Source organism: Nocardia sp. NPDC058499 (assembly GCF_042719915.1).
GTDB lineage: Bacteria > Actinomycetota > Actinomycetes > Mycobacteriales > Mycobacteriaceae > Nocardia.
Genome location: NZ_JBHXMZ010000002.1, coordinates 34,806 through 47,794, shown reverse-complemented (window position 1 = coordinate 47,794; position 12,989 = coordinate 34,806). Strand labels below are relative to the sequence as shown.

Annotated in this window: 12 protein-coding genes; 9 read left to right on the top strand and 3 right to left on the bottom strand. The window is 67.7% G+C overall.

The features are described 5' to 3' along the window. Positions 1-267: 267 nt before the first annotated feature. Positions 268-1,074: an SAM-dependent methyltransferase gene (locus tag ACFWPH_RS05305; protein ID WP_378748288.1), complete on the bottom strand. Its 807-nt coding sequence runs from the start codon at positions 1,072-1,074 to the stop codon at positions 268-270. 138 nt (positions 1,075-1,212) lie between these two features. Between ACFWPH_RS05305 and ACFWPH_RS05300 the strand changes: the two genes are divergently transcribed. The 3 genes from ACFWPH_RS05300 (at position 1,213) to ACFWPH_RS05290 (ending at position 4,178) form a co-directional block, all read left to right on the top strand. Then, positions 1,213-3,345 carry a putative bifunctional diguanylate cyclase/phosphodiesterase gene (locus tag ACFWPH_RS05300; RefSeq protein ID WP_378748287.1) on the top strand — a complete coding sequence of 711 codons (2,133 nt, stop codon included), beginning with the start codon at positions 1,213-1,215 and terminating at the stop codon, positions 3,343-3,345. A 59-nt stretch (positions 3,346-3,404) separates the two neighbouring features. Then, positions 3,405-3,728, top strand: a complete 324-nt coding sequence (locus ACFWPH_RS05295) for a hypothetical protein (protein ID WP_378748286.1) — start codon at positions 3,405-3,407, stop codon at positions 3,726-3,728. Positions 3,729-3,878: 150 nt separating this feature from the next. Further along, positions 3,879-4,178 carry a hypothetical protein gene (locus tag ACFWPH_RS05290; protein ID WP_378748284.1) on the top strand — a complete coding sequence of 100 codons (300 nt, stop codon included), beginning with the start codon at positions 3,879-3,881 and terminating at the stop codon, positions 4,176-4,178. 327 nt (positions 4,179-4,505) lie between these two features. Here the strand turns inward: ACFWPH_RS05290 and ACFWPH_RS05285 are convergent, their stop codons facing one another. Next, positions 4,506-5,363: a LysR family transcriptional regulator gene (locus tag ACFWPH_RS05285; protein WP_378749387.1), complete on the bottom strand. Its 858-nt coding sequence runs from the start codon at positions 5,361-5,363 to the stop codon at positions 4,506-4,508. A 110-nt stretch (positions 5,364-5,473) separates the two neighbouring features. Between ACFWPH_RS05285 and ACFWPH_RS05280 the strand changes: the two genes are divergently transcribed. The 3 genes from ACFWPH_RS05280 to ACFWPH_RS05270 all read left to right on the top strand — a co-directional run bounded on the left by ACFWPH_RS05280 (position 5,474) and on the right by ACFWPH_RS05270 (position 8,752). Next, positions 5,474-6,778: an NAD(P)/FAD-dependent oxidoreductase gene (locus ACFWPH_RS05280; RefSeq protein ID WP_378748283.1), complete on the top strand. Its 1,305-nt coding sequence runs from the start codon at positions 5,474-5,476 to the stop codon at positions 6,776-6,778. Between the two features lie 221 nt (positions 6,779-6,999). After that, entirely contained in the window at positions 7,000-7,827 is an 828-nt protein-coding gene (locus tag ACFWPH_RS05275) for a GNAT family N-acetyltransferase (RefSeq protein WP_378748282.1), read from the top strand. Positions 7,828-7,831: 4 nt separating this feature from the next. Beyond that, positions 7,832-8,752 (top strand): lysophospholipid acyltransferase family protein, encoded by a 921-nt coding sequence (locus ACFWPH_RS05270; RefSeq protein WP_378748281.1) that lies wholly within the window; start codon positions 7,832-7,834, stop codon positions 8,750-8,752. Between the two features lie 110 nt (positions 8,753-8,862). Here the strand turns inward: ACFWPH_RS05270 and ACFWPH_RS05265 are convergent, their stop codons facing one another. Then, positions 8,863-9,438 (bottom strand): hypothetical protein, encoded by a 576-nt coding sequence (locus tag ACFWPH_RS05265; protein ID WP_378748280.1) that lies wholly within the window; start codon positions 9,436-9,438, stop codon positions 8,863-8,865. Between the two features lie 469 nt (positions 9,439-9,907). Between ACFWPH_RS05265 and ACFWPH_RS05260 the strand changes: the two genes are divergently transcribed. The 3 genes from ACFWPH_RS05260 (at position 9,908) to ACFWPH_RS05250 (ending at position 12,987) form a co-directional block, all read left to right on the top strand. Then, complete coding sequence (locus ACFWPH_RS05260; protein WP_378748278.1) at positions 9,908-11,122, top strand: fatty acid desaturase family protein; 1,215 nt, start codon at positions 9,908-9,910, stop codon at positions 11,120-11,122. Positions 11,123-11,418: 296 nt separating this feature from the next. Next, positions 11,419-11,571, top strand: a complete 153-nt coding sequence (locus ACFWPH_RS05255) for a hypothetical protein (RefSeq protein ID WP_378748277.1) — start codon at positions 11,419-11,421, stop codon at positions 11,569-11,571. 189 nt (positions 11,572-11,760) lie between these two features. Next, entirely contained in the window at positions 11,761-12,987 is a 1,227-nt protein-coding gene (locus ACFWPH_RS05250) for a cysteine desulfurase family protein (protein WP_378748276.1), read from the top strand. The last annotated feature ends 2 nt before the right edge of the window (positions 12,988-12,989 follow it).

The window sequence follows — 12,989 nt, the reverse complement described above, 5'->3', positions numbered from 1 at the left end:
TCGACCCGGTAGTTGGAGCCGTTGTAGGCACTCGACGCCGGCTACTGGTTCGGTGTGAACAGCGAAAAGTCGAGAACCCTGCCGGCAGTGGCAGTTGCGGTGCCGACGGGACGAGGACGTAACCGTCGGCCGATACGCAGGTGGTCGTCCGGAGCCGCAGCGGTCGAGCGCGGCAGCTCTCACCGCGCGGCTGTCACCCGAATGAGCAATCGGGCCGGTATTTTCCACGGCCCGAAGCACTGGGCTCGACGGTGCTGGGCGCTCGGATCAGTCCTTGCGGGCGACCGCGCCGTACGCCCCGGACCGTTCCGGATGTTCGCCGATATCGTCGGGGTGCTCGGGCCGCCACAGCGGGAGGTGGACGAGCCCGGGATCGAGCATCGTCCAGCCGGTGAAGTAGGCCGCGATCTCGTCCTGGGTGCGGAGGACGATCTCCGTGGAGGTCCGGCCGGACAGTTTCTGTGCTTCCAGGACCTCGGCCGGCTGCCCATCGGCGGTGGCATGGGTGATCGCCAGGTAGCTGCCCGCCGGAACGGCGGCGCCGAGCCGGGCGACGCAGCCCGCGGGGTCGGCATCGTCGGTGACGAAATGCAGTACGCCCAGCAGCAATACCGCGACCGGCTTGTCGAAGTCGATGAGGCTCTTGACCAAAGGGGCGGCGACGATCGTTTCGGGCCGGCCTGCGTCGGCCTGGATCACGGCCGCGTTCGGGTTACCGGCCAGGATGGCCGTGCTGTGTGCGACCGCGACCGGGTCGATATCGACGTAGACCACCCGCGCCGACGGATTGGCCGCCTGCGCGACCTCGTGGACATTGCCGACCGTCGGGATACCGGAGCCGATATCGAGGAACTGTTCGATTCCCTGGTCGGCGAGGAACCGGACGCAGCGGCGCAGCAGATCTCGGTTCGCGCGCATGGTCTCGGCGACATTCGGGGTGAAGGTCTCGATCTGCTGGGCGAGCTGCCGGTCGATCTCGAAATTGTGCATACCGCCGACGAAGTAGTCGTAGACGCGGGATGCGCTCGGGCGATCCAGGTCGATACCGTCGGGGGCCCAACTCGGTCTGGTCATCGGTCGGTATTTCCTTTCGCGCCAACGTTTTCTGCGTCGGCGAAGCCTGGCGACCCGGACGGCCGTCATGGTATCCGAAACCGGTGGGAAGTGGGTACGTTCCACATCCGGAGCCGCTTGCGGCTAGCATCGGACCCCATGGGTTGGGATGCCGGGCCCGGTGCGTTACCCCAGGGCTTGTATGCCGACCTGGCCGGCCGATGGATGACAGCGCTGCGGGAGGGAGCGCGCGATCACATCGTGCCGATGAGCGCCGCCGAAACCGCCGGCTTGCTGACCCAGCTGACGGCCGAGGTCTGTGTGGCCGCCACCCCGCGGCCCGATCCGGAGCGGGCGGCCGCGGCCGGTGCCGATCTCGCCCGCGCCCACCTCGTGGGTGACGAGGTATTGGGCCGCAGTATCCATGTTCTCGGCACCCACCTCGCCGGCCTCGGTGTCCCGGCACCGCACGTGGCCGCGACGCTGGGGGCCTTCGCCAACGGTTACCTGCGCGCCTTCCGGGCGTGGGTGCTCGCCGAGCAGGAAAGCGTTCGCACCGCCGAAATCGCGGCGCGGCGCGCCGCCGAAGAACAGTTGCGGGCCAGCGAAGCACGGATGCGTGGCGTATTCGCGCAGGCCGGTGTCGGTACGGGGCTGTCGGATATGACGGGCCGGATCATCGAAGTCAATGCGGCGTTCGCGGAGATGCTCGGGTACCGGCCCGAGGAGATGTGCGGAATGTTGGTGACCGACCTTGCGCATCCGGAAGACGAATCGGGGATGTGGGAGCTGTACGGGGCGCTGATGGCCGGCGGATGCGACAGTGTCCGGCTGGAGAAGGCATACCCGCATCGGGACGGGCACGCGGTGTGGACCAACCTGAACGTCTCGCTCATCCGGGATCAGCGAGGCGCCCCGCAGTACACCCTGGTGCTGGTAGAAGACATTTCCGAACAGCGGGCTCTGCAGGCGAGCCTGCATTACCGGGCCCACCACGACCAGCTGACGGGCCTGGCCAACCGGTCCTATCTGTTCGACGCGCTCGCCGAAGCGTTCACCGCTCCGGACTCCGGCGTCGGCCTGTGTTACGTGGACCTCGACCATTTCAAGACTGTCAACGACACCTACGGTCACGCGGTCGGCGACGAACTGCTGGTTGCCGCCTCGGCCCGGCTGCGGGGATGCGTCACCGAACCCGGGCAGCTGGTCGCGCGGATGGGTGGCGACGAGTTCGTGATCCTGGTGCCCGACCCCGCCCACCCCGGCGAGGTGGCGGCGCTGGCCGAGACCGTTCTGGCGGCATTCTCCGAGCCCTTCGAGATCAATGGTCAGCGCCTGCGCGTGGGCGCCAGCGTCGGGGTGATGGAGGAACGCTCGGACCGGGCCGACGCGGACGAATTCCTGCAAGCCGCGGACACATCCATGTATTGGGCCAAATCGGCCGGCCGCGGCTGCTATGCGGTGTTCGACCCCGACCGCGGCCGCCGCGAGCACGCCCGGGCCGAACTGTCGGCCGCCATCCCCGAGGCGCTGGCCGCCGGGGAGTTCTTCCTCGACTACCAGCCGATCGTGCCGCTGTCCGGGGACCGGGTCGACGCCGTGGAGGCGCTGGTGCGGTGGCGTCATCCCGACCTGGGGGTGCTCTCACCCGTCGAATTCATCGACCTGGCCGAGGACGACGGCCATATCCTGGCCCTGGGCGCCTATGTGCTCGGGCGGGCGTGCCACGCCGCCCGCCGCTGGTACGACCTCGACCCGGAGGGCGCACCGGTCATCAGTGTGAACGTCTCCGCGGTGGAGGTGGCCGACCCGTCCTGGCTGACCCGAGTGGAGAAAACTCTCGCCGAGACCGGAATACCGCCGCAGCGGCTGCAACTGGAGCTGACCGAGCGGGCGTTCATGGCCGATGACGGCGGACCGCTGGCGGCCTTGCGCACCCTGGCGGACGCGGGGGTGCGTATCGCGCTGGACGATTTCGGCACCGGTTACTCCAACCTGGCCTACCTGGGCCAGCTGCCGCTACAGGTGGTGAAGCTGGCGGGCCCGTTCGTCCAGCGGATCCGCGACAGTGCCGGCGACACCGATTTCGTGGTGCTGGAATCGATCGTGGGCCTGACTCATGCGCTCGGCTTCACGGCCACCGCGGAATGTGTCGAAACCCGGTTCCAGGCCGAACAGTTGCGGGCCCTGCACTGTGATACCGCGCAGGGCTGGTATTTCCACCGGCCGCTGACCGAGGAAGCGGTGACCGAACTCCTCGAGCGGCAGCGAGGCGATCACCACGAGCGGTAGCGGCCGCCGGCTGTTGAGCTGCTGTGGTGGTCGAACACGGCCGCGCGGATACTCGAGATATGGCGCGATATGAATCGCAGGCACAGCCGCAGTGGCGCGGTACGGGCCATCGGAGGTTTCCGCTGGCCGCCGAGGTCGATGGGCACTGGTGGGTGTTGCGGCTGAACCCGTTTCCCGACCACAGCCTGTGGACTCTGTTCGTCGACGGCGTCGCTCGCTATGACCTCAACGATGCGCCGCCGAGCTGGGGCGTTCTCGCTCCGGCCTCCGCGCCCCCGCTGGACCCGTGGACCGCCGACAGTTTGCTGGCGCCGCTGCGCGGTTTCACGGTGTACGGCAGTGAGGCCGGGAAGCCGTGTGACGACCTGTTCTGCTGCGGCTGATCCCGCGCGGCCGGTTCTCAAGAAGGCTGCCGGTTCCCAGCCGACTCCCAGCCGAGTGCGCAGCTGGGGCACAGGAAAGCGAACTAACGTCGCAGACATCGGAAAGCCGGTCACTCGATCGGCGAAAAATGCGATGTGACAAGGAGTTTCATGGTGAGTCTGAAACCGGCGAGTAGGGCTTTCGCCGCTGTGGTGTGCGGAGTAGGGGTCGCAGGTGCGGCCGTGGCGGGTGCCGGGGTGGCCAGTGCACATCCCGGGCCCGGTGAGAAGAAGATCATCATCAATGGACAGGAGCGGCCCGATATCGACCGGGTGATCCTGCGGGAGAACCTCGGACGGGATCTGCCCGGATACCAGCTGCCGCCGGGCAGCCCGGGCGTGATCATTCTGAAGAACGGTGAGGTTCAGCCGGTGCCCGGAGGTGCGGTGCTGCGCACCGACCGGCCGTAGATCCACGACAGCGGTATCCACCGTCGTAGGACGGTAACGAGACAACCCGAGGTGTGGTCCCTCGCCACTCGGGTTTCCCGGCGGCCACTGCCCGGCCGCAGGAGCACGGCCGGCCCGGTGAGCCACGGCACCGGGCCGGCCGTTTGCGTGGCGTGATTGTGTCGTGGCGGCGTTTTTCATTGGCCATGTTGCGGGAGAGTTGCGGGCGGTACTCCCGGAGTGACTGACGGCGTGTATCGCAGGCACGGCCGAACCCGGTGCTATGGCGCACGGGGGTCGGCCGTTTGCGTGGGGCATTCCAGTGGGTTGCGGTGCGGGTTCGTACCGCTACGCGCCGTGCAGTCCGTGCAGCAGTGTCGCGAGGATGGGGGTGCGGCGGGTGTCGGCGCGTAGTACTGCGGAGACCGGGATGCGCAGGCGCTGGTCGGCGAGGGAGAGGGTGGCGATACCTTCGGTGGAACTGTTCGCGTAGAGCGCGGTCCACGCGTCGGGGTGGTTGATCAATTCCATGGTGGCCGTGTGGTCGGGGGGAATGGGCGGGCCGTAGGTGGGGCCGACCGGGAGGTCGGCGAAGGCGGCGCGGATGACGTTGTGGATGAGGACCTGCTCGGATTCCGGGGGGAGCAGGAGGGGGTAGGCGCTCAATTCGGACAGGGTGACATCGGTGCGTCCGGCGAGCGGGTGGGCGGGGGCGGTGGCGAGGGTGAGGTCTTCCACCCACAACTGTTCGACGATGAGGCCCGCCTGCTGGACGCTGCCGCGGATCAGGGCGAGATCGCAATCGCCGTCGGCCACCGCGGCCACGCGCTGGCGGAAGGGTTTGATGACGAATTCGATCTCGGCGCCCGGGTGGGCTTCGCGGGCGCCGGCGATAGCCGTCAGCGATCGTGTGGCGAAGGACATATTCGCCGTGAGGCGGATTCTGGGGCCGGTGGTGCGGATGGAGGCTCGGATCGCGGATTCCAGACCTAGCATCTGCTTCGCCAGCGGTAGTAGCCTTGTGCTCGCGTCGGTGGGGACGACCGAGCGGGTCGAGCGTTCGAAGAGCTGGACGCCGAGGTCGTGTTCGAGCCGGGCGATCTGATGACTGATCGCCGATTGCGAGATGAAACAGCGGGCCGCGGCCCGGCTGAAGCTGAGTTCCTCGCACACCGCGACGAAGTACGTGAGCTGGCGAAGTTCCATCTCCACCCCATTCATGACGAGATCAGATAAGAGTCATCTCAATTATGCGCCCTGAACCCTGAAATATCTGCGTTCTGGATGACGGTTAGTAATGAGTGAAGGAGGCTGTCATGCAGAACGTCACGGAAATCGGCGCCGGCGTCGAGTACGCGGATGTCGTGATCATCGGATCGGGGTTCGGTGGGCTCGCCGCCGCCAAGCAGTTGGCGAAGGCGGGCGTCGATTATGTCCTTATCTCGAGCACGCCGGAACACCTGTTCCAGCCGCTGCTGTACCAGGTCGCCACCGGGGTGTTGGCGTCCGAGGAGATCGCACCCCCCATCGCGAACATTCTGCGCCGGCACAAGGAGGCGGATGTCCGGCAGGGGCATGTCACCGATATCGAGCCCGATTCCGCGATCCTCACCTACGAGACCCCCGAGGGCACCCGGCGTATCCGCTACGGTTCGATGATCGCCGCCACGGGTGCCAGCCAGTCGTATTTCGGACGTGACGATTTCGCCGACAAGACCTACTCACTGAAAACCATCGACGACGCCAAGCTGCTGCGTGCGCAGATCGAACGCGTTTTCCGGGAAGCTGCCGACGCCGACGAGGAGACCCGCCGCAGGCTGCTGTCGTTCGTGGTGGTCGGGGCCGGTGCCACCGGCGTCGAGGTCGCGGGACAGCTGAAAGAGCTGGCGAAGCGGCACTTCCACCAGGAGGTTTCGGTAACCCTCGTCGAAGGTGCGGGCGCGGTGCTGCCGCCGTTCGGTGGCGGGCTCTCGGAGTATGCGAAGAAATCGCTGACCCGTAGCGGTGTGGAGGTGCTGCTGGGCACCTTCGTCACCGATATCGAGGCCGGGCAGGTCACCGTCAAAGACAAGGACGGGCAGCTTCGGCAGATCGACGCGGAAACCATCGTCTGGTCGGCCGGTGTGCAGGCGGGCGGGTTCGCGAAAATGCTGGCCGAAGCCACCGGATGCGAAACCGACCGGGCCGGGCGGCTGCTCATCAACCCCGACCTCACCGTCGGCGGTTACGCCGATATCTACGCCATCGGCGATATGACCTCGCTCAACGGCTACCCGGGGCAGTCGCCGGTCGCCATGCAGGAGGGGCGTCACGCCGCCGATATCGTCAGTCGCGATAAGCACCCCGGTACGCCGTTCGTGTACTGGGACAAGGGCAGTATGGCGGTGATCAGCCGGTTCAGCGCGGTCACCAAACTCAACGAGCGGATCAGCTTCCGTGGCACGATCGCCTGGTTCATCTGGCTGGCGGTGCACCTGTTCTACCTGGTCGGCTTCCGCAACCGTTTCGCCGCGGTGCTGTCGTGGCTGGTGGCGTTCATCGGCACCGGGCGGCCCGGGTTCGACGAGGTCGACGAGCAGTGGCGGGGCGCGGTTCGGGAACCGGAACGTTTTGTCGCCTAGCGACCACCGGTTGGGTGGTTCGTCCGAATTGGCGCAATCCTCAACGAGGTAGATGGTCGTTCGGTTCCCGGCGTCATGCGGCCTCTGGCCTCCCACGGGGCGAACTCACGGGAAGCTGCTGGTAAACGGCCGGTGTGAGCTGCATCTCGTTAACCGAACCGGCATACCGGCGACACTTCACGGATGCCCGGGCGCAGTGTCGAACTGGCCTCCTAGGCCTTATGGCTATTACGTCCGTGCTGACAGCGCCGGCTCGACCGGCCGGCAGCGAGGATCACCGGTCCCGATACGCACTGATCGTCTCCTCCGATACCGACCATCGCATCGCGGCGCAGCGACTGCGGTACAACGTTTTCGCCGATGAACCCGGTTTCCGGATCCCCGACAACGGAACGGGTCTGGACGCCGATCGCTTCGACGACCATTGCGACCACATGCTGGTACGCGACGAGCACACCGGCGAATTCGTCGGCTGCTACCGGATGCTGCCACCGGACCGGGCCGCGGCGGCCGGCGGTTACTACACGGCCACCGAATTCGATCTGACCCGGCTGGACCCGGCCGGGAAGCGGATCGTGGAGATGGGGCGGGCCTGTGTGGTGCCCGACCACCGCAACGGCTCGGTGCTCACGCTCATGTGGGCGGGGATCCTGCACTACATCCAGCTCACCGGTTACGACTGGGTGATGGGTTGCGCCTCGGTGCCCATGCGTAACCGCCCGGACGAGCCGGCCGGGGTCAATGTGCGCGGGGTGCGTGATTTCCTGCTCGCCAAACATGCGTGTGCACCGGAGAAGCGGGTGCGGCCGTACCGCCCGGTCGTGGTGGACGGGGTGGCGCTCGACGATCTACCTGCGCCCGCGCGCCCGAAATTGCCGCCGCTGCTCAACGGGTATCTGCGGCTCGGTGCGGAGATCTGCGGCGAACCGGCGCACGATCCGGATTTCGCGGTCGCCGATTTCGTGGTGCTGCTGGGGCTGGACACCATCAACACCCGCTACCTGGACCGTTTACGCGGTGCGGCGGCGAATTTCGACGGTGGGCGGTGATCCGATGCCGGTTCGGACGCTGGAAGATCAGGCCGGAGTAACCGTGCCGCAGCATTCGTGGATGCCCACCAGCCCGTGCGCGGCGGGATGCGTCCAGCACAGGGCCGAGGTCGGAATACTGCGTGCCGGGTTCCGGGCCGCCGGTGCGCTGTCGGTGCTGGCCGCCTATCCGTTCGCGCATATCGTCACGCCACCGTCGCGCCGTTCCGGTGTGCAGCGGCGCTTTGCGGGAATGCTGTTGCGTAGCTGCGGGATCCGGCTCCGGGTGGTGGATCGACGGCCGGTGCAGGGGAGGCCGCAGTTCGCGCCGGCCGGTACCGGCGTGCTGGTGGCCTGCGGGCATATCGGCTGGGCGGACATCATCGTCTTGGCCTCGGTGCAGCCGCTGGCCTTCGTGGCGCGCGCGGATCTGATCGACTGGCCGCTGCTCGGGCGGCTGGCCCGGATCATGCGGGTCGTGCCGATCGAGCGGGAGCGGCTACGCCGGTTGCCGGAGGTGGTGCAGCAGGTCGGGCAGCGACTGGCCGCGGGCGAGCGGATCGGTTTCTTCCCGGAGGGCACCACCTGGTGCGGGCGGGCCTACGGGAAACTGCGGCCGGCGATTTTCCAGGCCGCGGTGGATACCGGGGCCCCGGTGCAGCCGGTGCGGTTGCGGTATCTGGATGCGCACGGCAACAGATCGACCGTGCCGGGCTTCGTCGGCGACGATACGCTGATCGGGTCGGTGGTCCGGGTCCTGCGGACGCGTGGGCTGACGGCCGAGGTCGTGCTTGCGCCGGTCGAGCAGGCGGGCGACGACCGGATCGATCTTGCGCGGCGGTGTGAGCGGGCTGTCCGGGCGGAGGAGCTTTCGGATGCGGCGCATGCAGTACTTGCCGCGGCCGGCCGGCAGTTGACGTCGGCGGCGGTGGCGGCGCCCGTGTGATCGAAGAATCGGGTTACGGCCGGGTCCGGGGTATGGACCCGGCCGTATTATCTCAACTGATGTATCGCTTTCATATGGACCGCTAAATAACGGCAACATAGAGCGCGGTATCAAAAGGCGCTGCCCGTGCCGGGCAGTCCCGGGAGCCCGACCAGTGGCAGTGGAAGATGCGGCAGCGCCGGGAGGTGTACCGGCGGAGTCGGCAGCAGGGCCGGGGGAGGCGGCGGAATATAGGGGTTGGGCACATTCCAGGTCTGGTTCTGGGTGCCGCCGCTGTGGTCGTTGTCGTCCCAGTCGGCCGGAGCGTCGTAGTCGCTACCGCGGTTACCGTTGTAACCCGCGTGCGAGTCCCGGTCTTCGCGATCGGTGTGACCGCTGTTGAACTGGTCGTTCCAGCCGTCGTAGTTGTGCCGATTGTGATCGCGATAGCCGTACTGGCCGTTGTCGTCCCAGCCGAAGCCGTCGTCGTCCCAGCCGGCGCCGTAATCGCCGGAGTCGTTGCCGAAGCCGTGGCTGTCGTCGTTGCCGAAACCGCCGGAGTCGCCGAAATCGCTGACCTCGGTCGCTGTGGTGGGGTCGGCGAGGGCGTTGCCGGTGGTGACGGCCAGTGGCGCGAGGGCGAGGATCGCGATCGCGGCGATCCGGGCGGCAATGCGGCGGGTGCGCTGTTCGGGGGTTCGGTTCATCGGAGAGTCCTCACTCGTCGCGCCCCGGTGGACCTGCGGGGCGGTAGCGCTTCTGCAGCGCTCCATCGATACATTCAATACCGTACCGCTAAATAACGGCACATTCAACAGGTTCTTTGGAAGGTGGGTAACTTGTGCGCATCCCGCCACCCGCATCGCGCCACTACCAGCCATTTCCCGGGTAGCCGGTGGGGGCCGCGGATCCCGGGAACCGGCGCGCCGCCCCGCCACCGGTGTTGTGGACCGCCGCGAACGAATGCGGCTACGGTGGACTCGAACAGGCCGAGCTGCTGCTCTCGATATCGGTGGCGCCGCATCCGAGCGTGTCCGGAGTGTTCCCGGGAAGGGCCTGGCGCTGCTCGGGCGCGGCGGCTTCAGCAGGTGGCACCGCTGACCACTGTCATCGGTGCTTCCAGACGGTTCCGGCTCCGGATCCGGGCAACTACCCAGGAATGTGGGGCAGAGAACTATGGCCATCAGCCAGGTGGCGGTGTATGCGCACCTGAGCGTCACCGAAATCGAGTCCCTCGGGCGCGAACTCGACGAGATCAGGCGTGATGTCGCCGACGGGCTCGGTACCCGTGATGCCGGCTACATCCGGCGCACCATCGCGTTCCAGCGCACACTGGACGCGTCCGCGCGGGCGACGATCGGATTCAGCCGGCGTCGCGGCGGCTGGCTCGCCGGCACCGGTGGGCTGGCTCTGGCCAAGATCATCGAGAATATGGAGATCGGCCACAATGTGAGCCACGGCCAGTGGGATTGGATGAACGACCCGGAAATCCACTCCACCTCCTGGGAGTGGGATATGGCCGGACTGTCCGCGCAGTGGCGGCATTCCCACAACTACCGGCATCACGTCTACACCAATGTGCTGGGGCTGGACGACGATATCGGCTTCGGTGTCATGCGGGTGACGCGCGACGAACGCTGGCAACCCGGACATCTGTTGCAACCGCTGCGCAATCTGCTGCTGGCGGTCACATTCGAATGGGGGATCGCCTCGCAGGGCTGGTATCTCGAGCGCAAATTCGGTCGTACCGCGGCCGGTGGGACGGGTTCGGCGCGGGCGCTGGCGGCGAAAATCGCCCGGCAGGTGGCTAAGGACTATGTGGTTTTCCCGGCGTTGAGCGGCCGCCGGTGGCGCCGGACGCTGGCCGCGAACGCGACGGCGAATCTGGTCCGCAATCTGTGGGCCTATACGGTGATCGCCTGCGGTCATTTCCCCGACGGCGCGGAGAAATTCGAGCCCGAGGTGATGACGGACGAGTCCCGGGCGCACTGGTATCTCCGGCAGATGCTGGGCACCGCCAATTTCGACGCCGGCCCGGTGCTGGCCTTCCTCAGCGGGCATCTGTCCCATCAGATCGAGCACCACCTGTTCCCCGATCTGCCGAGTAATCGGTATCCGCAGGTCGCCGTGCGGGTCCGAGCGCTGTGCGAGAAATACGATCTGCCGTATACAACCGGGTCGCTGCCCCGCCAGGCGGTGCTGAGCCTGCGGACCATCCACAAGCTCGCGCTGCCGGACCGACTCCTCACCGCGACCGCCGACGACGCGCCGGAGACCGCGTCCGAACGCCGATTCGACGCTACGGGTGATACCGGCGAACACGCCTCGGCGCGGGGGCTGCGCACCGCGCTGCGGTTACGAAAGACGACTTCCCTGCGCCGCGGCGAGTAAGGTGGAGAGGGCCCTGGCCTCGCGACCCATTTCGGCGCGGGTCCGGACCGTCGGATGACGCGCAATCCGGTCCGCTCGGGCCGAGTCAGGAGTATCCATCACAGCACCGGATCCGTTCGGGACCCGGGCGCTGCCCGCTACGCCCGATCGGGCGGCCCGGTGCACGGCGAACGATCGCCGTCCCGCGGGCGGGCGGCGGGGCCGGGCGGCCCGCTGGTGATGCGGGAGGAGTCGCCACCGGCGACCACCGCGCACCGCGCTCCCACTGCGAAACCTTCTACGACCGGAGTATCGATATGCACGAGAGCAATCTGTTCAGTCACGTCCCCGCGGAACCCGAGGTCTATCCGGCCTCGACCGTCGCGAACCAGCCGGTGTTCTCGAGCGCCACGACCGAGAACCGGGCCGCGGGCGACGCCACCCCGGAAGACGGCGCCGAGCGGTCCTGAGAGCGCGGACCGGGCGAAGACCCGGCCACGGATCGCCGATCGGCTGCCACCCGGTGGCCGGTCGATTTCCCGGGCCGACGCGGGGAATATCGGCGGCCGGGCGGACGTTCGCCGAGTGAGGGGATCCCGCAGTACGCCGAGGATGCCCGGAAGATATGCAGGTCAACGGTGGGATAGGCTTTACCGGTCATGAAATCGGCTTTTCCGGGTGCGGTCAACGGTGTGCCCACGACGGTTTACCTCGATCATGCGGCGACCACACCGATGCTGCCCGCCGCCATCGAGGCGATGAACGCTGTCTTCGGGTCTGCCGGGAACGCGTCCTCGCTGCACGGATCGGGCCGGGCGGCCCGCCGGCGGCTGGAGGAGGCCCGCGAATCCATCGCCGCCGACCTGGGGGCCCGGCCGTCCGAGGTCATCCTCACCTCCGGCGGTACCGAAAGCGATAATCTCGCGATCAAGGGTATTTTCTGGGCCCGCCGCGATGCCGACCCCCGATGTACCCGGATCCTCGCCGGCGCCACCGAACATCATGCGGTGCTCGACGCCGTGGAATGGCTGGAGCGGCACGAGGGTGCGCGGGTCACCTGGCTGCCGGTGGATTCCGACGGCATCGTCGCGCCCGAAACCCTGCGCGCCGAACTCGCCGACAATCCGGGCGAGGTAGCGCTGATCACCGTGATGTGGGCGAACAACGAGGTCGGAGCCATCCAGCCGATCGAGGAACTGGCGGCCATCGCGCGCACGGCAGAGGTGCCGATGCACAGCGACGCGGTGCAGGCCGCCGCGCAACTGCCCATCGATTTCGGGGCGAGCGGGCTGGCGGCGGCGAGTTTCGCCGGCCATAAGCTCGGCGGGCCGCACGGAGTGGGTGTACTGCTGCTCGGGCGGCAGGTGGGCTGTGTTCCGCTGCTGCACGGCGGCGGGCACGAGCGCGACCTGCGATCGGGTACCTCCGATGTGGCCGCCGTGGCCGGGCTGGCCGCGGCATTGCGGCAGACCGTGGCGGAAATGCCCGCGCGGGCACAGGAACTGATCGCGCTGCGCGACGAACTCATCGCCGGGGTGCGCCGGATCGCTCCGGACGCGGTGCTCAACGGCCCGCACGACGACCGCCGGCTGCCGGGTAACGCCCATTTCACCTTCCCGGGTTGTGAAGGTGATTCGCTGCTGATGCTGCTGGACGCCGCGGGGGTGGAATGCTCCACCGGTTCGGCGTGCACGGCGGGAGTCGCCTCGCCGAGCCACGTCCTGATCGCGATGGGGGTCGAGCCCCGGGAAGCGCGCGGATCGCTGCGGTTCTCGCTCGGGCACACCTCGCAGCGGGCCGATATCGAGGCCCTGCTGGAAGTATTACCGCAAGTGGTGGAACGAGCCAGAGCCGCCGGCCTGGCCGGTGCGAGAGGAGGTGCGTAGCG

Bases quoted from the DNA above. Each gene is read 5' to 3' on its own strand.
- ACFWPH_RS05260 (WP_378748278.1), top strand. From the start codon at position 9,908: ATGGCCATCAGCCAGGTGGCGGTGTATGCGCACCTGAGCGTCACCGAA.
- ACFWPH_RS05285 (WP_378749387.1), bottom strand. From the start codon at position 5,363: ATGGAACTTCGCCAGCTCACGTACTTCGTCGCGGTGTGCGAGGAACTC.
- ACFWPH_RS05280 (WP_378748283.1), top strand. From the start codon at position 5,474: ATGCAGAACGTCACGGAAATCGGCGCCGGCGTCGAGTACGCGGATGTC.
- ACFWPH_RS05305 (WP_378748288.1), bottom strand. From the start codon at position 1,074: ATGACCAGACCGAGTTGGGCCCCCGACGGTATCGACCTGGATCGCCCG.
- ACFWPH_RS05295 (WP_378748286.1), top strand. From the start codon at position 3,405: ATGGCGCGATATGAATCGCAGGCACAGCCGCAGTGGCGCGGTACGGGC.
- ACFWPH_RS05290 (WP_378748284.1), top strand. From the start codon at position 3,879: ATGGTGAGTCTGAAACCGGCGAGTAGGGCTTTCGCCGCTGTGGTGTGC.
- ACFWPH_RS05270 (WP_378748281.1), top strand. From the start codon at position 7,832: ATGCCGGTTCGGACGCTGGAAGATCAGGCCGGAGTAACCGTGCCGCAG.
- ACFWPH_RS05275 (WP_378748282.1), top strand. From the start codon at position 7,000: ATGGCTATTACGTCCGTGCTGACAGCGCCGGCTCGACCGGCCGGCAGC.
- ACFWPH_RS05300 (WP_378748287.1), top strand. From the start codon at position 1,213: ATGGGTTGGGATGCCGGGCCCGGTGCGTTACCCCAGGGCTTGTATGCC.
- ACFWPH_RS05250 (WP_378748276.1), top strand. From the start codon at position 11,761: ATGAAATCGGCTTTTCCGGGTGCGGTCAACGGTGTGCCCACGACGGTT.
- ACFWPH_RS05265 (WP_378748280.1), bottom strand. From the start codon at position 9,438: ATGAACCGAACCCCCGAACAGCGCACCCGCCGCATTGCCGCCCGGATC.
- ACFWPH_RS05255 (WP_378748277.1), top strand. From the start codon at position 11,419: ATGCACGAGAGCAATCTGTTCAGTCACGTCCCCGCGGAACCCGAGGTC.